The sequence below is a fragment of the Mucilaginibacter sp. cycad4 genome, from assembly GCF_034263275.1.
Classification (GTDB): Bacteria; Bacteroidota; Bacteroidia; order Sphingobacteriales; family Sphingobacteriaceae; genus Mucilaginibacter.
Map to the genome: position 1 here is coordinate 1228549 of NZ_CP139559.1, position 20858 is coordinate 1249406.

The window sequence follows — 20858 nt, forward strand, 5'->3', positions numbered from 1 at the left end:
CGATCATCGCGATGAAAATAATTTCCTAAATAATTCAATCTGATAAAAAATGGGCTGTTTTAAACGGCGAAAGAGGGGTAATATCTAAAAGTATTCCTGATAGCTTTTTACACTTATTATTTTGAAATTCAGGATAACCAATAATTCTTATCTTTCTTGAATTACCTTTTGCCGTTATCATATCAACTTCAATATCAAACGAGCTTCCGTATTTTAATGCATCTTTTAAAGCTTTTTTACTGAGCCTTTGGCTTTTGCCTTGCTTAAAAAGTTTCCATACGGCTTTTATATCCGGTACGAAATACTCAGGTACTTCAAGGATGCTTTTTATAACGTTATCCCATTGCATTGTATGGGTAAGCAGATCCCTTGTCCACATGCCAATTTTTGACAGGGTAGCAGCTCTCTTCAGGAGCTTCTCTGCCTGTTTGTTTTCTTTCTCTATGGCTTTAATTTTAGAAATGTCTTCGGTATGGATAAATAGCCCGCCTGTTTCTCCCGTAGTTGTAAACCAGGGATGAATATTCCACTTGAGCCAGCAGCGTGTACCGTCATTCTTTTTTAAAAGCAGGCCATCACATTGATATATATTACCTTTTAAGCAATGATTATGGAGCTTTTCACACTTCTTTTTTGTAGCGGGCAAAACTTCATATATACTTTTTCCGATAAAATTAGTGTTTTCGAGCTTGTATTCGGCAATCCACTTTTTTGAAGCAGCAATAAATTGCATTTGGTTATTGAACATGGCAATAGCAATGGGAGCCTGTTCAACAAGCATTTTATTATGTGTGTTATTTTCTTTTTGCGTTTCGATGATTTCACCATCAGCGGATTTTTCTTCTAAATATTTATGATAGCATGCCGAAAAATTTGATGGATTGGAAAAATTAAGCATTACTGCCATTTGGTTTTTATTGCAACGCTTCTCTCTGATATACCTGTCTGCAATTTCCATTTGCAAATACCGGTAATAGGAAAAAATTGTTCTCCCGAAACTTTGCTTAAAATCCCTTTTTAATTTTGACTCCGATACAAAATGTTTTTTTGAAAGGGCAGAGATACTCGGAAACCCGATAAACAGGTTATCATTTAATGTTTTAGCAACATTTTCAAGGAGCTGGTCGTTTTGAGTTACAAACTCCGGCAGTTTTTCTACGCCTGTTCCATTATCAGCAGGTTTGTTATTTAGCGGGCTGATGTCTGCCATATGTGCATAAAACCCCTTTATTTCACCTTCAATATAGTTAGGGTGATAAGTAACCCGCACATTTTTAGCTTTGCCCGTATACAAATGGATTACCTGGTCAAAAACCTGTATTTTACCCCCTAATACACCATTAATATAGGGAAGCTGCACTTCAAATAATGTTCCTAAAATTTCCGAAAGATGTGATTTATTAATCATATGTTCGGGTGTTATCCCAAACCAATCCGCCGTAGCTTTATTGGCATACCTGCAAATCAGGTTTTTATCCCAATAAGCCAGCATAGCTTCTGTGTGCTCCGTCACGTTGAACGCTATCTCAAAAAAATCAGAATTCGGATCAAAGGACATTGGATTTCCTCTTAAAAAATAATAATCATCAGTTTTACCCATCGTGATGCGAATGGGATTTTAGGTTATAATTTGCCTAAATCTGCAAATTATTATTGGAAACCTATAAGATAAATCATATAAATTAAAAAAAAGCTCAGTTTACCATTTGTTTGTCAATCAATTTTATGTCGAGCTTTTCATATTGTGAATTATTGCTGATGTAATCAGGCAATATGGTTTTCATTTTCGATACCATCAAATCAACTTCATTATGCAGGTTAAGTTCCAAAAGGTCCTTTATTAAATTATTGATCTTAGCGTAACTAACCGGGATATTTTTAGAGATCTTGATGTCTTTGTTATAAGTTGGTATCACCTCTTCTTCGGCATTTAGCAACTCTTCGTATAATTTTTCACCAGGGCGCAAGCCGGTATATACAATCTGTATATCTTTTCCCGGAACAAGGCCGGCCATTTTAATCATATTCGCCGCCAGGTCAGCAATTTTTACAGGTTCGCCCATGTCAAATAAGAATATTTCACCCCCATTACCCATTACGGCTGCCTCAAGTACCAGTTGTACAGCTTCGGGTATGGTCATAAAGTATCTTGTGATATCCGGATGGGTAACGGTAACAGGCCCGCCTTTTTCAATTTGTGCTTTAAAGCGGGGGATCACCGAGCCGTTTGAACCAAGAACATTGCCAAAGCGGGTTGTTATAAACCTGGTTTGGCTACCCTTTGACGGATCTGAGTTGAAAAAATGCTCTTCAAACAATATGTTATTTAACGATTGAATATACATTTCGGCAATCCTTTTTGAGGCCCCCATAATGTTTGTTGGGCGCACTGCTTTGTCGGTTGATATCATTACAAATTTTTCAACATTAAATTCTATTGAAATATCCGCCAGGATTTTTGTGCCCCACACGTTAGTTAAAATAGCTTCGGTTGGATTATTCTCCATCATCGGTACGTGCTTGTAAGCCGCCGCATGAAATACTATTTGAGGCCTGTATAAATTAAATAGTGTTTTTATACGACCGGAATTTTGGATATCGGCAATGAAGATCCGGGTGCGGTTACCGTACAAGCCGTCTTCAATTTCCATTTGTATATCATGCAGCGGGGTTTCGGCCCTGTCACATAACACAACAAACTCGGGATTATACATTAACACTTGCCTTACCAGCTCTGAACCTATTGAACCTGCGGCACCGGTAATCAAAATTCTTTTACCTTTTATGTCCTCCAGGATATGTTCGTTACAGATCTTTATGGGTTTTCGTTCCAGCAGGTCTTCTATTTTTAAGTCTTTAAACTGGTTTAAATTGGGTTTACCATTGATCCACTGGTCTGATGATGGCACAACAATTACTTTTATGCCAAGTTCGATACATTTTTCAACGGCTTTTCTTTTTCCGTCAATTTTTATATCCTCAGATGTTATCAGCATTGACTTTATATCGTAGCGTTTTTTTAATATATCAATTGATTTGATAGGATAAACCTGCTTTTGCTCAATGCATTTTGATATTCTGTCAACACCGGTGTCAATAAACCCCTGAACATTGAGCATAAATCCTTTTTGCGCTTCAAGGGCGTTTTTAATAAGGATGGAAGGTTCGTTGGAGCCGTAGATCAGTACATTTTCTTTTTCAACTTTATAGCTTGTTGTCTCAATGTATTTAAAAACATCCTTAATAATAATACGCATGCACATAAGCATAGACGAAGTGATAAAGAAATTGATGAGTAGTACGTCCATCAATCCGCTGACATCTATTTTCAGATAGAAAGCGAAGAACACGTAATAAAACAGCAAAAACGTAACGTTACTTGCAAGTACGGTTATTAAGATCCGCATCATATCCCGTGTGTTGGAATACCTGATAATACAAGTATGTATTTTCATTATCATAAAAACCAGCACCGCGTTGCTACAGTAAAATAGCATGTAATAAAGACTGATAGGATCAAACTGAAGCCGGTTTTTAAAATATAGTGATGTCCATAATGATAACAAAACTACCATCAGGTCAATTACCAGGATTAGCCATCTTGAATGGAATTTATCCTGGAACAACAAATTTTTGAGGTATATCATAACTGGTTTATTTAGGTATTATCTTAAGCGTATCTGTATAGGGGGAAGAAGTCTACTTCGGCATTTTCTTCAATGCCCTTATCCTGCAATAGCTTTTGGTATATTTCAGGGTTGGCAACATATCTCCATGTTTTAAAATCAAGATGAAAGTCGGAGAAGGCACATTTCCAATCAAAGAGCTTGTCGTTTTTAAATCCAAGGCCACCTCCCAGGTTGTAATATTTCATTCCTTTTTCCCTGCCTATCTGGGTTATTGTGTCGGCCAGGAATTTGGTAGGGCTGTGATGCAAATATTCGGCGCGTGTACCCACTAAATGGGCCTGGATAATGCCATTGGTGAATGTTATTATAGTACTTGCAATTGCAATATCATTGTAATAAACAGTTAGTAAACGTGCTTCATATTCGGAGGTGTTTAATATTTCGGAAAAGTATTTTTCATTAAATAAATAGTAGTTGCTGGCACCTACGCGTTTCATGTTTTCGGTATAGATTTCAACAAAGGTTTTTATGCCGGCAGTATTAGTTTCGTCTTCTACTCTGAAACCTTTTTTCCAGGCATGTTTAATAGCATCCATGGTTGATTGCCTGTATTTTTTGCGCTGCTCATCAATGGGCAGTGAAAGGTCAAATACTACAGTTTTTCCGTTTTCGTGAATACCCCCGAATTTTTCCAGTAATTTTTGCTGCTTATAAAAAGGATGCAGCCTTACAAAAACAGATACGTACTTTTCATTTACAAGAAAATTGTTGAAAGCACCCTTAAAGTTTCCCATCACCTCCTCATCTATCTCATCAATTTTTTTGTTTGAAAACGGGCCCGAAAAACCATAAACACAGGTCAGATCACTGTAATCGGATCCCGGAATTTTTCGCTGCAGCAGCGGGAAACCGATGTAGGTATCCAACTCTTCATATACAAATAGAATAGGATCGCCGGCTGTTTCAAGGGAATGATAATGCCATGTATGATAAAAATCATATTCCGCCGAATTGCCTACGTAAGAAATCCATTCCTCTTTATTGAGCAGGCTAAAGATCTTAATCATTGAATTAAAGTTTAGGAGATATAGGAAATTATGACTGTTGATTTTGAAGGCAAACAAATTTACTTTTAGTGATACTCATTGTAATGAGGTCATTTACCTTACCTGTAATTTCAAACCCGGCCTTTTCGTAAACGGTTATTGCCGCGATATTTGCCGGGTGTACCTTTAAATAAATCTCATCCAGTTCCTTTATTAAAAAGCCATATCGTATCATTTGTACTGTTGCCTGGTAACCAATTCCTTTACCCCAATAAAGTTTGTTACCAATAAACAGGTGCAGTTCTGCATCATGATCAGTAATATCCAGTAGCTGGATATTACCTATGTATGTATTAAGTTCTTTAACACAAATTGCAAATCTAAGTTGATCGGGTTTGGCCAGCTTTTCACGCAACCAGGCCGTCTCTATTTCCGAACTAATATAATGAGTGGGTTTATAGCCCGTATATACCCATATCAATGGGTCATTACGCCATGCGTAAGATACGGACGCATCTTCTATTACAAGGGGGCGTATGTAAACTGAAATGGTCATAAAAAAAGTCTTAGCGTATTTAACATATAAAACATATCCTGAAGGTCATACCGCTGATCAATTGGTAATGGCACTAAGCACCGGGCGAGGTAATTTTCGTTGGTGTTTTTTTTAGTCCATTTAAATACATTAGGCCAATAGGTGGCAACGTATATTTTTTTCTGTATCAAATGAACCTTTAGGTGCCGGTCGTTTGTTAAAAATGGATAAACCAATGGTACTGTGTGCTCATCAGCAGCGTTAAACTTGAGCAGGTTAAATTCTGCAAGGTGCTTATGCAGAAAATTAAAGTTTCGTTGCCTCGCAAATACACATTCATTGTAATTGATACTTGAAAGCATTTTGCGGGTTAATAACGACATGGACCTGATCTCGTTGTTTTCCAGGTCTTTGCTGTTGTTTACATAGTCAGAATACCCGGCTTCTATACCTGCGTCGATACTTTTTATCAGGTGCGAAAACCGGTTTACTGAGCTATCTACGGGCAATTTTTTAGCGAGCTTTCTCTTAATGCTTAAATATGCTCCGTCCGGAACGCCAAAAAACTTGCGGCACGAGTAAAATGTATCAATACCGGCAAGGGGTTCTGAAAAAAAGGCTTGCGAATTATCAATTATAAGGTTTTTGATTTTGTCGCTAAGCTCCAATGCTTTTGCTTGTTTTATACCGAAATAATTGGTATATAAAAAGCAGGCATCTGGCTCAATCTCAAAATCGATGATGGGATCTAACTGCCGGTCAACATGATAAAACTGATATTGAATACCTGTTCGTGCAATTGGCTCAAGCAGTACATCACAGGTAAAATAAGGAATATAAATTTTGTGGTATTTTTTTTGTATCAGTATGTATTCTAACGCGTTGCGCCCTGTGTTTAACCGAACCAAATCGGGGTAGTATTCATTCCCTTTGGGTAGTTCCAGCTCCAAATACCCGCCTATGGGTTTTAAAGCGGCTTTATTTTTTTGCATGACTGTAAATTGAGTGTGAAAAATAAAGTTGTTATCCCTGGTCGCTTTTATACATTCTTAAATGAATGGGCTGATAATATTCATCCAGGTTTTCAGGAATACGTGAATTGTAACCCAATACCTGCCGCTGATCTGCACTAAGCTTATCAATAAAGTCGTAGCCTAATACCCTCGGATAGTCCATTTGCGGTTTAATAAAGGGGCGGGTAAATCCCAGCGTTAATGCCCTGCGTTGCTTAATTGTTTTATTTTCGCCGGCAGCATGCCATATGTTAGAGTCGAAAAGAATGATACTTCCTTTTGGGGTTACAGCCCTGTCGGCGGTTTGGTAGAAATAAGTTTCGTTAGGCTTGATATCGGTTTTATGTGAGCCTGAAAGGAAATAGGTAGCGCCGTTTTCTATGGTAAAATCATCAAGGGTAACTATCATTTGCACTAATAATTTAGTATCGCCCATAAATGTGCGCACATCACGGTGCATGTTACTTACATAAGGATGTTGCTGTTGTGTATGGATTACAGCATTAAAGCCATTCAGTATAAAATTCCCACTCAAAAAATAAGCTATCTCATCGGCACAATACATTTTTTCGATAAACGGCAGACTGAAATTGTCCTTTTCAACAAGGTGGTGAAGCGTACCGATCATGTTAGAGCTTATCCCATTTTTTTCCTGAATAGCTCGTCGTTTTACATACGCTTCCTTTAAGTCCTCATTAATAACTGCAACAAAATCGCTGTCTAAAGCATTCTCAAAAATAACCCATCCGTAATCACGCATGGCAACGCGGAAATCTTCAAAATGCCTGTCTCCGTAGTTAAGTCTATTTCTCATGAATTGTATTGTTGATTTTCGGCTAATTAATTTAGGTCCATTATCTGCATCATCCTGGCATTTACTTTATGCACATCAAATTTTTCCTTTGCCAGGGCAAGCCCGTTAAGGCCGAAACTGCTGATAGCTTGCTTATTGGTTATGAAATACTCCATTTTGTGCACAAGTTCGGCTGTGTTTCTTACAGGTATTAAAAATCCATTGCTATTGGGGGATGTTTCAACAGTTTCCCGGCAGCCAACAGAATCGCAGGTTATAATGGCGCGTCCCATGGCCATGGCTTCAAGCAAACACCGTGGAATCCCTTCCCGGTAGTATGAAGGCAATACAACAACAGATGAACTGCTTATATATGGTCTTACATCATCAACGGCGCCCAGGTAATTAATCACGCTCCTGTGCTTTATCTCCGAAAATAAATCGGGATGAATGGCATCAACATTATCATCATAAGATCCGATGAGTTTGAAAGTTACCTGCGGATGCTTTAGGAACACAATTTGCGCGGCTTCTAAATATTCGCGGATCCCTTTGGCGTTGATGAGCCTGGATACCATGATAAAGCTTATGTTATCCGTGTCCGGCCGGGTAGGGGTATAGTGGCTCAAATCAACTCCCGAGCCGTTAACGACGGCAGTTTGATGCTTTGCAGATATTATTTTGGAGTCAAGAAGGGTTTGTATATCATCTTTATTTTGAAATATGACAGACAATCCCTTTCTGTTTTTAAGGCTGAACCTAAGTAAGATACGGGTAATTTTGCTTGTTAAAGATGTGTTACCGCTAATAAAGTTATACCCAAGGCCCGAAAGCATCGGGGTTATTTTCCTTACGCCGCCCAGTTTGGCTGCAAGTGTCCCATATATAACCGGTTTAAGCGTATACGGAAAAAATACATCCGGCTTTAGCTGTTTAATGAGCCGGTAAAGTTTTAACGCGTATTTTAGGTCAGATAAAATGGATACATTACTGCCGTTTAGGTTGTTTTCAAATAAAACTATGTTTAACAATGCAAGTTTTGCACGTTGCTCGGGCGGTATTGTAGGGATAAAAGCATAAACGGTATGCTCTTTCCGCATCAGCTCAACTAACTTCCCTCTAAAATCAATCAGCGATTTGGCCGAATCGCAGGCGATCAGCACTTTTTTGCTTGTCATAATGGTATAATAAGCAATAGGTTATAAGTGAGGATTTAATGGGAGATGTAATACCGTTCAAAAGATAATGCACTATTATTGAAGCCGTATTTTAATGAACAAGAACCGGCCCGGGTTTGGTGCTTTTAATATGATAGTATTTTTTATACCATGCTATAAATTGCTCAACCCCGGTATGAACGGAAACCTTGGGTTTGTAGTCCAGCATTTTATCTAAATTTGAAACATCGGCACAGGTTTCGGCAACGTCGCCATCCTGCATTGGCATTAATGTTTTTATCGCTTTTTTGTTCACCTGTGCTTCAATCTCGCTAACAAAATCAAGCAGGTTAACCGGTGCCCCTCTGCCAATGTTAAAAACCCTGAAAGGTGCAGACGATGTAGCCGGATCGGGATCTGTGGCATTCCACAGATAATTAGGTTCGGCCGGTTGATCAATAACATGTGTAATGCCTTCAACAATGTCATCTATATAGGTAAAATCGCGAAGCATGTTACCGTTGTTAAAAACCTCAATGGGTTTACCTTCCAAAATTGCCTTGGTAAAAATAAATAAAGCCATATCCGGCCGGCCCCATGGTCCGTAAACTGTAAAAAAGCGTAAACCTGTAGTACGCAGGTTAAATAAATGGCTGTAAGTATGGGCCATCATTTCATTTGCTTTTTTTGATGCCGCATATAATGAAACCGGGTGGTCGGCAATATTATGCTCACTGAAAGGCATTTTTTTGTTTAAGCCGTAAACACTTGATGAACTGGCGTAAACAAGGTGATTAATCTTGAAATGCCTGCAGCACTCCAGGATGTTTAAAAAGCCTTTTATGTTTGTATCAATATAAACGTCGGGATTAGTAAGGCTGTAGCGTACGCCTGCCTGTGCGGCCAGGTTACAAACGGCATCAAACTGATAATTTTGGAATTGCTGCTGCAGATTTTCTTTATCCGTGATATCCAGTTTTATAAATGTATAATTTGGATGTTTTGTACTGCAAACAGGTTTGTTATAAACCATTCCTGATACTTTTATGCCGGCATCCAGCAATCGGTCGTGCTTTAGCTTTACATCGTAGTAATCATTAATATTATCAATGCCCACAACGGTGTCCCCGCGTTTAAGTAATTTTTTGGTTAAATGATAGCCGATAAATCCCGCAGTGCCGGTAATTAAAATTTTCATAAATAAGTGAAATTAGGTTTAAATGAAGGCCTTATCAGAAGGCGGTTGATTAATGGTTGATTATAAGCGCGAACGCTTAAATAGGGTCATGGTAAACACCTGTATGAAAAGAATCAGGAATGGTAACTAAAAAAGGTAGTAGATGTAGTTGTTGCAGAAAGCTTTGGGGTAATGAGTTTATCAAATTGCGCGCGTTTGAGTGTAATTTGATAAATCTTATTTCATGGTATAAGTGTATTTTCGCCCGTTTGTAAGTGGATCACTATTGTCTGACGTTGAAAAATACAATGTGTTACCCCAATGGCTAAACTGACCAAGCCCAAATGCGCGAATATCGTGGTGAACGGAGTGGGCCGGCCCCAGTTCAACGCCATTTTCAAACAGCCTGAGCTTTGACGAGGATGGAGCAGTATTTGAGTCCCCAATTTCAGGCAGGTCATACCCAATTTTGTAACTGTAGCCGCTATCGCTCCTCAACCCTATCAAATTTATGGATTTGATAGATTCGTCCTGTGGTGTCGTAACAGGAGGAGTAGTTGTAGGCGGGGTTGGTGTTGGTGTTGGCTGGTCAGCTTTTTTACAGCCGTTAATAGCAGATAGCATGGCTACAATTGTTATTATAGGCAACACAACATTTCGGGTGGATTTAATAATTGTTTTCATAAAATTTTATTTTAGTTAGTTAAAGTTGTTGCGCTACTATGTATAAGTTGGGGGCAGTTTATACCAGTGCATTCAGTATCGACTTGATGAAAATTTCGGGGGTACGGTCTTCTACATATTGCATTATAAGGTCTTTATGATTGCTGTTAGTGCTGAGGGCGGTGTTAATAGCTGTTGTTAATGAGTTTACGTTATCGGCTTCGGCCAGGTAAATGCCTGGAATTTCATCGATGCCTCCTGCGCAATTGGTGCTGATCACAACCGGGTTGAGGATCATCATTTGCAATAATACGTTCGGGAAGCCTTCTTTTATTGATGATATAACACAGGCTTTTGCATGTTTAAAATAGGGCATCGGGTTCGCGATCCACCCTTTTAATATAACCCGGCCTTCCAATTTTAATTCGCTGATCAATTTCTCAAGCGAAGCTTGCTCCGGGCCTTCGCCAAATATCAGCAACTGTAAATTTGGGCGTGAGGCTTTAATTTCATCAAAAGCCATAATCAATAAGTCAAAGCCTTTTTCAGGTATCAGCCGCCCGGCTGCGCAAATAAATTCAGCAGCGGCGTCGGCAGCAGGCAGTGCTGTTTCGGCTTTTATTAGGTTTTGTTCAATATCAATCGGGTTTTTCTGAATGATAACCCTTCGCTTGTCAATGTATGGGAGATGTTGTATAAAGGTATCACGCATACTGCAGGTTTGGCATACAACCAAATTTACACCAGGATAGCCAAGCCAATATGCCACTTTGTAACTCCATTTTTTTAAACCTTTATACCTGGTTAAAACAGATGAGCATTCTCTTACAATAAGTTTTGATTTTAAATACCCAAGCCGTTTTAAAAAACCCAGGTAAGCATTTAAATAAGGGTGGGTACTAAAAATTATATAGTTGGTACGATAACGGCTTAAGCTTTTTATTAACCGGATAAAACCGCCTAATATGCTTTGGGTGCTCACATATTCAACCTGCTGATCTGCAGGTATGTTCAGGCCTCCGCTCTTAACTTTCTTTAAAAACAGCAGGGTAGCGTTACTGGCACGGGCCGCTTGCAGCAGTATGTTTTCGGCGCCGTTTGCTTTATCGGTGATCGAAACAAAAAGTAATTTCGGTTTTATGTCCTGCATTTAGTTAGGCTTATTAAGGTTCTTCAGCTTCCTGATCACTTTCTTTAAAGGCCCCATTGCACTAAATACTTTGCGTTTCCCGTCAACAACTAATATCCCGTCTTCGAAGTTTATGGTGTGCAAGCCCTCATTGTAAGGTTCCTGGGGCAGTAACTCAAAAGCTGTCTGGTATTGAAAATCTGTTTCGGTTATGGTGGTTATTTCGTTGATCATTACCGAGCCGCCATAACACCTTTTGGGGTTTTGGCTGGGCATATAAAGCTTTTGCCCAACTATGAATAACCGACCTGCAGATCGGCTTACATTTGAAGCTACCCTTATCGGGTTTTGTTTATGTGCTTTGAATGGCGAGTCAAGTTTATCAGCATAAAATAAGTACAGTACTCCATGCTCACCTGATACACTTGTAAAAAGCCAGTATTTGTTATTGTAACGTATAATTGAACTGTCAACAAATGACTGACCTTCTAACAGTACCCTGATCTTTTCAAATTTATATGGGTTGTTCATATCTATTTGATAAAGTGCGACTTGTTTGGCTGTCGCTGTTTCGGGGATACAATACAGCTGGTCGCTGTCAGTGAACATATAAGGATAGGAGAGGTGGATCTCATTTTTCATGATGCCATTTACTTTTTTCTTGTTTTTAAAATGCATATCATCTGTCATCATGATCTCTCCTCTGCCTTTCCAAAAATTAAGCTCTTCATAATAGAGATGTACACGGCCGTTGATATTTGCGGTAAACGGGTCGGCAGCATAGTCTGCCTTGTCTTCTGACAGCCAGTTGATTTTCCCGTTAAGCTGCTTGGTAAGGATAAGGTTTTCCGGAGATTGTGATACGTAACCTATATTCCATTTATCATAACTGAATAGTTTGTGAATAATTGAATTAAGTAAAGAGATAAGATCTTTCATAGGCGGAATACTTTTTTTAGAAATGACAAAAATGTTAGTGATATAGGTACATAGTCGGTTTCCTGCAGCAAGCTGCCACCAAAACTATCTTTGAATTTGTTTATTTTTAAAAGCTCGGCATCTGATGTATTATAAGCGTAGCCGCCCAGGTCATAAATTTTAAAGCCCATCTGTTTAAAAAAGCACATGTCTTCAAAATGTAACAGGCGGTTTGCCCGGCCGGCCACAGCCCTTAGCTGGCTGTCGTTCTCATTTCTGAACAGGGATGCTGAATGTAACAGCCTCACTCGTTGTGATGCATTGTCGCGGATGTAAGCGTGCATAACCATATCTTGTCCCTCATGTACGGCTTTGGTAATAAACAAGTGAGGCTTATATTTATAAAACTCTTTATTAAGTTTCTTCAGGCCTTTGGTAAGTGCAAAAGAGTTATAAAAATCAATAAACCGTTTAATACCGGTGCCCATCACAGTTGTTACACCATCCTTTGCTGCCCTGCGTATTTCGTAAGCGGTGTTTTTATCAAAATTGGCTTCAATAGCAGGTATAGGAGAGCTGATGTCAATTATTTTGGTAAAAAAATCTTCTTTACGGTATCCGGGAACTGCATCGCTGCTTTTACTTTGTTTATAGTATTTTAAAAGGCAACCCCATAAGTTAGGTTTCGCGGCAAACCACACAACGGTGTACGGGACTATGCGCATAGCCCGGTTGTTAATCTGGATCATAGGTTTATTATGTTTTAAGCTACCTGGTATGTTGAAACTGGTTTTGAATGCTGATCTTTTAGCCATTGGGTAAACACCAGCAGTTTCCAGATTTGTGGCGCCCGGTTCCATTTACCGCTCATGTGCTCATTTATCATGGCAAATGATTTTTGTACATTAATGCCGGGTATGTTCTTTAACTCGCTGATGGAGAGATGGTCCATTACATGGTCTTTCAACTCGTTTTTAAACCAATGATTCAGCGGCATGGTAAATCCTGATTTTGGTCTGTCAAACAATTGTGCCGGGGCATATTGGTATAAAATATCTTTCAAAATCCTTTTTTGAATGCCATATTTAAATTTATAGCTATCAGGAAGGTTTTGAGCAAAGGCAATTATCCGGTGGTCCATCAGCGGCGCTCTTGCTTCTAACGAAAATGCCATTGTGCCGCGATCAACCTTGGTGTTTATATCGCCGTTTAAGTAGGTTTTAGTATCAAATGCCGATAACTTTTGAAACAAGCTGGTTGATTTTGACGACCAGATATCCATAAACGGAACCTGGAGGCCAAGGTTAGGATTATCAAGCCAGGAGTATTCGAGGCCGCCGAGCATAAGTCCGTAAAGTGATTTAATTTCTGAATTGCAAATACCCAATGCAATAAGTTTATGGCGATAGTTTGGCGAGATCCGGATAATATCTGCAACCCTTTTACGTACAGCCAGTGGGCATTTAAATAGCTGATCAACCATGTTAAACCATTTGTAACGGCTGTATCCCAAAAAGCTTTCATCTCCGCCATCTCCGCTTAAAACCACCGTAACATGTTTTTTGGTGTATTTGCTTAACAGTAAAGTAGGGATAGCGCTTGAATCAGCAAATGGCTCATCGTAATACCGGCCAAAATTTTCAATTAGTTCAATGCCTTCTTCTTTATTGCATTCAATAGTATGATGGTCAGTTTGCAGGTGTGCTGCAATTTTTTGTGCAAACACGCTTTCATCAAAACCTTTTTCCCTGAATTTTATGCAAAATGTTTTTACATTTTTATAGTTTTTAGCAGCCAGTGAAGCAACAAGCGACGAGTCAATTCCTCCTGAAAGATAAACTCCAAGCGGTACGTCGGCATGCATGCGTATGTCTACTGCATTGGAGATCAGGCGGGTTAAATCTGTTTGAGCTTCGGCATATGAGCCTTGATATAGTTCGGTGTGGGTTAGATCCAGATCCCAATATTTTTTGGACCTGAAAGTACCTGCATTACAATCGAAACCGAATGAATGCCCTGCCTCAAGCTTTTTAATTTCATTCCATGCCGATTTAGGTTCGGGAACATATCCCCAAATAAAATACTCATTAATAGCCTGTTCATCAATAGTTACATCCCGGCCAATACATATTTGTGAAGGCTGGCTGGCAAATTCAAAGTCGAAGCCGCAATGTGCGTAATAAAATGGTTTTTTGCCAAGCCTGTCGCGCGCCCCAAAAAGCTGGCGGGTACGGGTATCATAAATTACAAAGGCAAACATGCCATTGAAATGATTAACGCAATTTTCGCCGTATTCAAGAAAGGTGGCGGCTATTACTTCGGTATCGGAATCGGTAGTAAACCGGTAGCCTATTGCTGTTAGTTTTATTCGTAATGTTTTGTAGTTATAGATCTCGCCATTAAATACAATTTTAAGATGATGGTAGGTAAAAGGCTGGTCAGACCGGTGATCCAAATCAACAATAGCCAGGCGGTTATGGCCTAAAATAACAGGCCCGCTACGCTCAAAACCAGAATAATCGGGGCCTCTGAAATCTGCCCGTGCTAATTTTTGAAATATGATTTCATCTTCATATCTCACTGTTGATCCGTATATACCGCACATACAAAAAAGGTTACAGGTTAGTGGTTTGTTATTTCGAAAGCAGGGTTTCATATGCCTGCCCTATCTTCTTAAGCCCAAAGCGCTCAATGATATCTGCTTTAATATTAGGATGCTGCCAGGTTTGATTGCACGCACGGACAATTTGCTGACGTAGCTTACATAAGTCGTTCTGCTCGGCTATAAAGCCGTTGAAGCCTTCTTTTATCAGTTCATTAACCCCTCCAACACGGAAAGTAACAACAGGAACACCAACGGATAACGATTCAAGGATCACATTTGGGAAGCCTTCGGTAAAGGAGCTTAAAACCAGTACATCATGTTTGGATATCACTTCAGTAACATTGTTGATCTCCCCGGCAAACATTACACGGTTTTTAAGGCCGGTACTTTCTGCTTCTGCTTTTAGCGTATTCATCAGCGGGCCATCGCCGGCAATAGTTAAAACATAGTTTTGAGGTAATGCCTGCATTACTTCCAGCAGGCGGAACAAACCTTTTTCTTTGATCAGCCGGTTAACGGCAATGAGCCTTTTTAAACCGGAAATTTGATTTTGAGGCTTTAAAACGTTTGTTGTAATAACCGGATTATGTATAACTATCAGCTTGCTTAGGCTAATGTGATAAAGCCGGGTTATTGATTGCCGCATTTCTTCCGACTGGCAAACTATCGAGTTAAACCGCACAAACAAAAACCTGGAAAAGTAATTGTAGAAACGGGCTTTAAATCCATAAAACTGCTTCATTTGTTGCGGGTTGTTGGATGCCCGGGCTATTAGGTTGGGTATTTTAACAAATATGGACACAAGGGCTACCAGGATATTAATATGATCGGTAGTAGAAAAAACAGCGTAAGGTTTTTCATTTTTCAGCAGCTTACGAAGTTTGAAAAATGAGCGCGAAGCTTTTATGGTTTTCAAATCTATAAACCTGATGCCTGCTATGTCTGTTGAGAAACTGCATTCGTTTCCGTTTAAAAGTACTACAACTACCTCGTAATCAGGTTTGTTGAAATATTGAGACAGCAGCCAGTAAACGCGCTCAGAACCACCTGCACCAAGCGAACTAAGGACAAGAAAAATCTTCTTTCTCATTGTAAACTAAAAATTAGGATTAAGTTTTAAGCAACAGCTAATTCTTCCTGCACTGGTTCGGCTTGTATAATTGGATCTTTTAATTTGTTATAGTGTAATACGGCGAAATAAATGAATATGGTAGGTCCATCAACACTCATTAACCATCCGTTGTGTGATAGAGCGTTTAACGAGAGTGCTATAAAAGTGAAAAATATAGCTACATAAATTGCGCTCCCTTTATGTTTTATGTTTTTGATAGTTTGCCAAAATAACCGGATAGTTTTGTAGTATATAGCCCATAGTATGCCAAGCCCCAAAAACGGGCCAAGCAAGGTTATAAACATCAGGTAGGCATTGTGTGATGATAAGCCGAATGTGAACATCGGGTTGCGGTAAGTTACCTCATCCCAGGTTTTGCCATAAAAAATAAGCCCGAAAGGATAATCAGCATATATTTTAAGGTTTTCGGCAGCCATATCGGCCCGGTTAAAATCGTTGGCTTCTTTAGCCTGGTTTTTGGATAAGATGTTGTTTTTTTCATCCATATTATCCTTTAATACATAAGTATATAATCCGAAACATATAACCACGGTAGCTGCAACCAGGAAAACTGCCTTGTAGCGATAATAAATGAACAGGAACAAGGTTACAGCAGCGCCAAAGCTTATAAATGCGGATCTGTTCATGCCAAGGTAAATGCAAACAATGCAGGCCGCTAAAACCAATGCCCTCACTATAAGATATTGCCCGGTAGTACACGATGCAATAAACGCAAAGGTGGTAATTGCTACAACCTGGTACCCAAAGTTGAATTGCGTTACTGCCAACCCAGCCGGGCTTTGTTTAACAGGCTCACCCAGTAATTTACTCCTGAGCGGATCAATGGTGCCTGCCATGCTGTGATCCAATACCATGATGACCATGGAAATCGTCAGCAGGAAAAAAAACATCAATATCGAAGAATAATAGCGCGATTTATTTGAGCCTACAAAATAATTAAAGTATAACGAACAGGGTATTATAGTAAGGAGTATGGCAAAGAAGGTAATATAATTGCTCATACCCACAACCTGGTACAAAAAAACGCCTACCAGAAAGATTATCAGTTCGTTATAATAGCCAAAATCTAATATGGGTTTTTGTACAAAGAACAGCAGCATGCAAAAAATTACAGGTGCAGGGATCCTCAAAGTATCTGTCATAAAAATGCCAAAGGCAAGTGTGTACAGATAGAAAAACATTAAACAATAAAAGAGACTCTTTTTAAGCAGCATAATAAAGCGATAATGGTACTATTGAAAAATCCGTTTTAACGTGGATAGTATTATTTTGAGATCGAGTAAAATGCACTGGTTATCAATGTATTCGAGGTTTTTGCTGATTTTTGACGGCACAATCACGTTAATATACATGTCTTCCGGATCATCGCTGCCGGCCAGGATATCATTTTCATCAAAGTATTTGATAGATGCCCAGTCTGTTACCCCGGGTTTTACGGTTAGCACCCTTAACTGGGCCTGGGTGTACATGTTTACGTATTTTCTTACCTCAGGGCGCGGACCAACAAAACTCATGTCGCCGTTTAACACGTTTAGCAATTGCGGCAGTTCATCAAGTTTATATTTCCGGAGCCAATAGCCAACGCCGGTAATCCGGTAATCTTTACTGCCTATGGTTAGCAAACCGGCTCTGTCTGAGTTTACATACATGGTCCTGAACTTGAAAAGATCAAACTCATTCCCGTCTTTTCCAACCCGTGCCTGTTTGTAAAATGCGCTCCCTCTTGAATCAATTTTAATAGCAACAGCGATCAAAAGAAAAAGCGGCAGTAATACGATGAGGGCGATAAGCGACAAGCAAATATCAAAAAGCCGTTTAATCATAACTGTATTATAATTCAACTTTTGCAGGTTCTTTACACTCTTCCAGTACGGTATTTACCGAGTTTATAACGGTTGTAATTATGAAATCTATCTGCTCATCTGAAAGTTGCGGATAGATAGGTAGCGAGATTTCATTGGCATAAAGTGCGTAAGCCGACGGGTATTGAGAGATGTCGTAGCCCAGATCTTTAAAGAGGGTTAACATAGGCAGCGGCATAAAGTGTACATTGGCCGCGATGCCTTCACTCATAATGCAGTCGATGATTTGATCGCGCTGTACTTCCGATATACCTTTAATCCGCAGGGCAAACAAATGATAAGACGATTCCCTTTGCTCATTTTTTAATGGGGGCTTAATAAACCAATCCATGGCTTTAAAGCTGTCGCAATACATTGATGCAACACGTTTGCGCATTGGGAGCAGCCGGGCATCGTAATTTCTGAGCTGGCCGAGACCTATTGCTGCACAAATGTCGGGCATATTGATCTTGAGGCCCATAAACAGGATGTCGTATTTCCAGCCGCCCCCGTTTGATTTGGTAAAAGCATCCTTGGTTTGACCGTTAAGGGTATATAGTTTTAAATACCGGTACTCATCAGCTGCATTGAAGTTGTCAGGCAGATTGATGCAGATACAACCGCCTTCGGCAGTGGTAATGTTTTTTACTGCATGAAAAGAAAATATAGAAACATCGCTATACTTTGCCGCAGGTAATTCATTTATGGTTGCACCGATTGAGTGCGCTGCATCGGCAATTAAAAGGATCCGGCCTAAAACTTTTTGCTTTGGGCTTTCAGGTACAAACAGCTTTTTAACGTCCTGCCTGTTTATAATAGTTTTTAATCCTTCATAGTCGCAAGGCCAGCCGGCTATATCTACGGCGATAATTGCTTTAGTTTTTGGGGTTATAGCTTTGATCACAGCTGGTATCGAAATGCAGCAATCATCATCAACATCAACTATTACCGGGGTAGCCCCGCAATGTAATACACTTAAAGCGGTAGCACAATAAGTATATGCAGGTATGATAACCTCATCGCCTTCCTTTATCCCGAACCATTTCAGCATCAGGATAGCTCCTGATGTCCAGGAGTTTACGCAAACAGCCGCATCCGAAGCTGTTAGTTGCTTCATTTGCTGTTCAAGTGCGGCTACTTTGGGCCCGGTGGTTATCCAGCCCGAGTTAAGCGTGTCTATAACCTCGTTTATAACAGCCTGGTCAATGTAAGGTGGCGCAAAAGAAATTTTCATATCTGGTTTAATAATTGTTAGTTTCCGGCAGGAATCCGTTCCATAAAAGCGATTGCCTTTTGAACGTAATCGCGCGCTATTCTTTTATAAATGCAATATTTTTCGATAATGGCATCTGCCCAGGTATAATTTGAAAAATCAAGGTTGTCCAGCGACACAAAAAGATGATGGTTTTTTTCTATAAAAACTTCAAGGTCTTGAAATGCTTTAACTGAACAGGTTTCGGGATGATAATTAAATGTCCAGGTATATTTTGTTTTTTGTTCAACTTCTGATAATTGAACGGGGATCCAGTTAAAGCCAAACCGCACGTAAGGAGATCTGAGCAATCCGTCGCTAATTATTTTAATGTTTGTATACTCGTGTAAGGCTAACAGCGTATTGCGGTCAAAGGTATGTGCCGGGGCAATAAAAACAGTGGGGTGGATACTTTCGTTCCTGAAAATTTCAGATGCTTTTTTTATTTTTTCCCTCTGAGTTTGCAATGGTACACCGGCAAATTCTGATCTGTTATTCATCTTCAGCAAACCTGAGTTGTGATTTATGTAATAATGATCAAAACCGTGCATGCCTATCACATAATTTTTATTTTGAAGCTCCCTCACCAATTGCCAGTAGTAAGGATTGAAATTACCGCAGGCTTTTAGCTTGGGGTCTTTATTGGCAGGGATAACGGCTATTATGGGTTTTATGCCATACCTGTCAAACAGGGTAAAGAAACGTTCCCATTTTTGCAGATTATTTGTAGGGCACAAATCATCCAAACGAATTAGATATTGTAACATAGTAAACAGTTTGATAGGTTTACAAAGCCGGTTGACTGCTTGTTAGTTGTGCTGCGGTTTCTGATACAGCAGCATATTTTTTGATTAAAGTTTCCCATTCGCCCAGTATCTTATCCGGATGGTTGGTTTGGGATATGATGCGGGCCTGATTTCCAAGATTGGTTTTTAGGGTCTCATTGCCTGCCAAACGCCGCATAGCGTCGGCTAAACCATTTATTGATGCTTTATTTACCAGTATCCCGTTTTCGCCATTGGAGATGATCTCTGCAGGGCCAAAATTGCAATCTACAGCTACAGAGGGGCAGCCAAAGCTCATGGCTTCAACTAAAGCGTTGGGATATCCCTCGTTACGCGATGGTAAGACAAACATTTCGGCCTGGCTGTAATAATCCTGAAGATTATTCCGGCTTCCAGGCAATAGTACACGTTCTTTTAATCCAAGATTAAAGATCTGGCAAACCAGGTTAGCACGTTCTTCACCATCGCCTATAATGATAAGATCAATGTCATTGAGGCCCGATTTTGCATAGGCTTCAATAAGGATGTCAAAGCCTTTTACATAAGCCAGGCGGCCAACCCCCAAAATAAATCTCCGATGGTGAACCTTCTGATCTGATGGTGATTGGAAAATGGTAACGGCATTTGTTATCCGTTCAATATTATTGAGCGCTTTAAAGTCTTTGTCTTTAAGCAGGCAGTCTTCAACTCCTTTAGCACTTACAACAACTGCTGCCGATTTCTTATACAGGTTTAAAGCCAGGTGCTTGTGCAAATAATTAAAGCTGATAACACTTCTGTCTGGCGATGTGCGTTCCGAAACAATGTAGGGTACCCGGGTCAATGAACAGGTGATGCCGGCCCATATATTGGCCGAAGTAATGAATGACAAAGTACACACCGGTTTTTCTGTTCGTAATAACTTTATGAGTTTATAAAAAGTTTCGGCAATATGATAAATCCTGTGAGTGAACTGGCTTTTTTGACGGTTTGTTAGATAAACTACCTTAACACCATTTTCGATTTCGTATGCCGGAACATCATTGTTTAGAGAAATGAGTACCGACTGAAAGTTGTTTTTATTAAAGTAATTAGCGAGCGATATGATAACTCTTTCTGCTCCTCCTCCTTTAAGGGAAGGAATAATGAAAAACAGTACGGGTTTTGAAAAGGAAGCGGCTGGTATGTTCATTGTTGGTGTTAA

Annotated in this window: 19 protein-coding genes; all 19 read right to left on the reverse strand. The window is 39.6% G+C overall.

Translation table 11 applies throughout. The annotated features are described in order from the left end of the window. Nucleotides 1-34: 34 nt before the first annotated feature. Nucleotides 35-1600 carry a PAS domain-containing protein gene (locus SNE26_RS05225; RefSeq protein WP_321558308.1) on the reverse strand — a complete coding sequence of 522 codons (1566 nt, stop codon included), beginning with the start codon at nt 1598-1600 and terminating at the stop codon, nt 35-37. Nucleotides 1601-1694: 94 nt separating this feature from the next. Further along, nucleotides 1695-3647, reverse strand: coding sequence for a nucleoside-diphosphate sugar epimerase/dehydratase (locus SNE26_RS05230; RefSeq protein WP_321558309.1), 1953 nt, complete (start codon nt 3645-3647; stop codon nt 1695-1697). A 23-nt stretch (nt 3648-3670) separates the two neighbouring features. Beyond that, nucleotides 3671-4696: a GNAT family N-acetyltransferase gene (locus SNE26_RS05235; RefSeq protein WP_321558310.1), complete on the reverse strand. Its 1026-nt coding sequence runs from the start codon at nt 4694-4696 to the stop codon at nt 3671-3673. A gap of 28 nt (nt 4697-4724) precedes the next feature. Further along, nucleotides 4725-5231, reverse strand: coding sequence for a GNAT family N-acetyltransferase (locus SNE26_RS05240; protein WP_090526775.1), 507 nt, complete (start codon nt 5229-5231; stop codon nt 4725-4727). Next, nucleotides 5228-6202, reverse strand: coding sequence for a hypothetical protein (locus SNE26_RS05245; RefSeq protein ID WP_321558311.1), 975 nt, complete (start codon nt 6200-6202; stop codon nt 5228-5230). Before SNE26_RS05245 ends, SNE26_RS05240 begins: the two co-directional genes overlap by 4 nt. 31 nt (nt 6203-6233) lie before the next feature. Next, nucleotides 6234-7037, reverse strand: a complete 804-nt coding sequence (locus SNE26_RS05250) for a phytanoyl-CoA dioxygenase family protein (protein ID WP_321558312.1) — start codon at nt 7035-7037, stop codon at nt 6234-6236. 26 nt (nt 7038-7063) lie between these two features. Next, the gene (locus SNE26_RS05255; protein ID WP_321558313.1) at nt 7064-8194 is read right to left on the reverse strand and encodes a glycosyltransferase family 4 protein; all 1131 of its coding nucleotides are present in this window, start codon (nt 8192-8194) and stop codon (nt 7064-7066) included. Nucleotides 8195-8285: 91 nt separating this feature from the next. Continuing rightward, a complete protein-coding gene (locus SNE26_RS05260; RefSeq protein ID WP_321558314.1) occupies nt 8286-9371 on the reverse strand; it encodes an NAD-dependent epimerase in 1086 nt (361 codons plus the stop codon). Nucleotides 9372-9587: 216 nt separating this feature from the next. Next, a complete protein-coding gene (locus tag SNE26_RS05265) occupies nt 9588-10034 on the reverse strand; it encodes a hypothetical protein (protein WP_321558315.1) in 447 nt (148 codons plus the stop codon). Nucleotides 10035-10092: 58 nt separating this feature from the next. Beyond that, complete coding sequence (locus SNE26_RS05270; protein WP_321558316.1) at nt 10093-11163, reverse strand: glycosyltransferase; 1071 nt, start codon at nt 11161-11163, stop codon at nt 10093-10095. Continuing rightward, nucleotides 11164-12081 carry a hypothetical protein gene (locus tag SNE26_RS05275; protein WP_321558317.1) on the reverse strand — a complete coding sequence of 306 codons (918 nt, stop codon included), beginning with the start codon at nt 12079-12081 and terminating at the stop codon, nt 11164-11166. After that, on the reverse strand, nt 12078-12809 hold the full coding sequence (locus SNE26_RS05280) for a hypothetical protein (RefSeq protein WP_321558318.1): 732 nt from the start codon (nt 12807-12809) through the stop codon (nt 12078-12080). The genes SNE26_RS05275 and SNE26_RS05280 overlap by 4 nt, the downstream gene beginning before the upstream one ends. A gap of 14 nt (nt 12810-12823) precedes the next feature. Further along, the gene (asnB, locus tag SNE26_RS05285) at nt 12824-14665 is read right to left on the reverse strand and encodes an asparagine synthase (glutamine-hydrolyzing) (protein WP_321558319.1); all 1842 of its coding nucleotides are present in this window, start codon (nt 14663-14665) and stop codon (nt 12824-12826) included. 28 nt (nt 14666-14693) lie between these two features. Then, nucleotides 14694-15755, reverse strand: a complete 1062-nt coding sequence (locus tag SNE26_RS05290; RefSeq protein ID WP_321558320.1) for a glycosyltransferase — start codon at nt 15753-15755, stop codon at nt 14694-14696. Between the two features lie 26 nt (nt 15756-15781). Then, on the reverse strand, nt 15782-16939 hold the full coding sequence (locus tag SNE26_RS05295; protein ID WP_321558321.1) for an O-antigen ligase family protein: 1158 nt from the start codon (nt 16937-16939) through the stop codon (nt 15782-15784). A gap of 90 nt (nt 16940-17029) precedes the next feature. Then, a complete protein-coding gene (locus SNE26_RS05300; protein WP_321558322.1) occupies nt 17030-17620 on the reverse strand; it encodes a sugar transferase in 591 nt (196 codons plus the stop codon). 7 nt (nt 17621-17627) lie between these two features. Beyond that, entirely contained in the window at nt 17628-18872 is a 1245-nt protein-coding gene (locus SNE26_RS05305; RefSeq protein ID WP_321558323.1) for a DegT/DnrJ/EryC1/StrS family aminotransferase, read from the reverse strand. 17 nt (nt 18873-18889) lie between these two features. Further along, nucleotides 18890-19657, reverse strand: coding sequence for a DUF2334 domain-containing protein (locus SNE26_RS05310; RefSeq protein ID WP_321558324.1), 768 nt, complete (start codon nt 19655-19657; stop codon nt 18890-18892). A 19-nt stretch (nt 19658-19676) separates the two neighbouring features. After that, a complete protein-coding gene (locus SNE26_RS05315; protein ID WP_321558325.1) occupies nt 19677-20846 on the reverse strand; it encodes a glycosyltransferase in 1170 nt (389 codons plus the stop codon). Between the last annotated feature and the right edge of the window lie 12 nt (nt 20847-20858).

Coding starts and splice junctions, on each gene's coding strand:
- SNE26_RS05255 (WP_321558313.1), bottom strand. CDS start 8,194: ATGACAAGCAAAAAAGTGCTGATCGCCTGCGATTCGGCCAAATCGCTG.
- SNE26_RS05240 (WP_090526775.1), bottom strand. CDS start 5,231: ATGACCATTTCAGTTTACATACGCCCCCTTGTAATAGAAGATGCGTCC.
- SNE26_RS05315 (WP_321558325.1), bottom strand. CDS start 20,846: ATGAACATACCAGCCGCTTCCTTTTCAAAACCCGTACTGTTTTTCATT.
- SNE26_RS05290 (WP_321558320.1), bottom strand. CDS start 15,755: ATGAGAAAGAAGATTTTTCTTGTCCTTAGTTCGCTTGGTGCAGGTGGT.
- SNE26_RS05230 (WP_321558309.1), bottom strand. CDS start 3,647: ATGATATACCTCAAAAATTTGTTGTTCCAGGATAAATTCCATTCAAGA.
- SNE26_RS05300 (WP_321558322.1), bottom strand. CDS start 17,620: ATGATTAAACGGCTTTTTGATATTTGCTTGTCGCTTATCGCCCTCATC.
- SNE26_RS05260 (WP_321558314.1), bottom strand. CDS start 9,371: ATGAAAATTTTAATTACCGGCACTGCGGGATTTATCGGCTATCATTTA.
- SNE26_RS05310 (WP_321558324.1), bottom strand. CDS start 19,657: ATGTTACAATATCTAATTCGTTTGGATGATTTGTGCCCTACAAATAAT.
- SNE26_RS05275 (WP_321558317.1), bottom strand. CDS start 12,081: ATGAAAGATCTTATCTCTTTACTTAATTCAATTATTCACAAACTATTC.
- SNE26_RS05265 (WP_321558315.1), bottom strand. CDS start 10,034: ATGAAAACAATTATTAAATCCACCCGAAATGTTGTGTTGCCTATAATA.
- SNE26_RS05295 (WP_321558321.1), bottom strand. CDS start 16,939: ATGACAGATACTTTGAGGATCCCTGCACCTGTAATTTTTTGCATGCTG.
- SNE26_RS05280 (WP_321558318.1), bottom strand. CDS start 12,809: ATGATCCAGATTAACAACCGGGCTATGCGCATAGTCCCGTACACCGTT.
- SNE26_RS05305 (WP_321558323.1), bottom strand. CDS start 18,872: ATGAAAATTTCTTTTGCGCCACCTTACATTGACCAGGCTGTTATAAAC.
- SNE26_RS05245 (WP_321558311.1), bottom strand. CDS start 6,202: ATGCAAAAAAATAAAGCCGCTTTAAAACCCATAGGCGGGTATTTGGAG.
- SNE26_RS05225 (WP_321558308.1), bottom strand. CDS start 1,600: ATGGGTAAAACTGATGATTATTATTTTTTAAGAGGAAATCCAATGTCC.
- SNE26_RS05270 (WP_321558316.1), bottom strand. CDS start 11,163: ATGCAGGACATAAAACCGAAATTACTTTTTGTTTCGATCACCGATAAA.
- SNE26_RS05250 (WP_321558312.1), bottom strand. CDS start 7,037: ATGAGAAATAGACTTAACTACGGAGACAGGCATTTTGAAGATTTCCGC.
- SNE26_RS05235 (WP_321558310.1), bottom strand. CDS start 4,696: ATGATTAAGATCTTTAGCCTGCTCAATAAAGAGGAATGGATTTCTTAC.
- asnB (WP_321558319.1), bottom strand. CDS start 14,665: ATGTGCGGTATATACGGATCAACAGTGAGATATGAAGATGAAATCATA.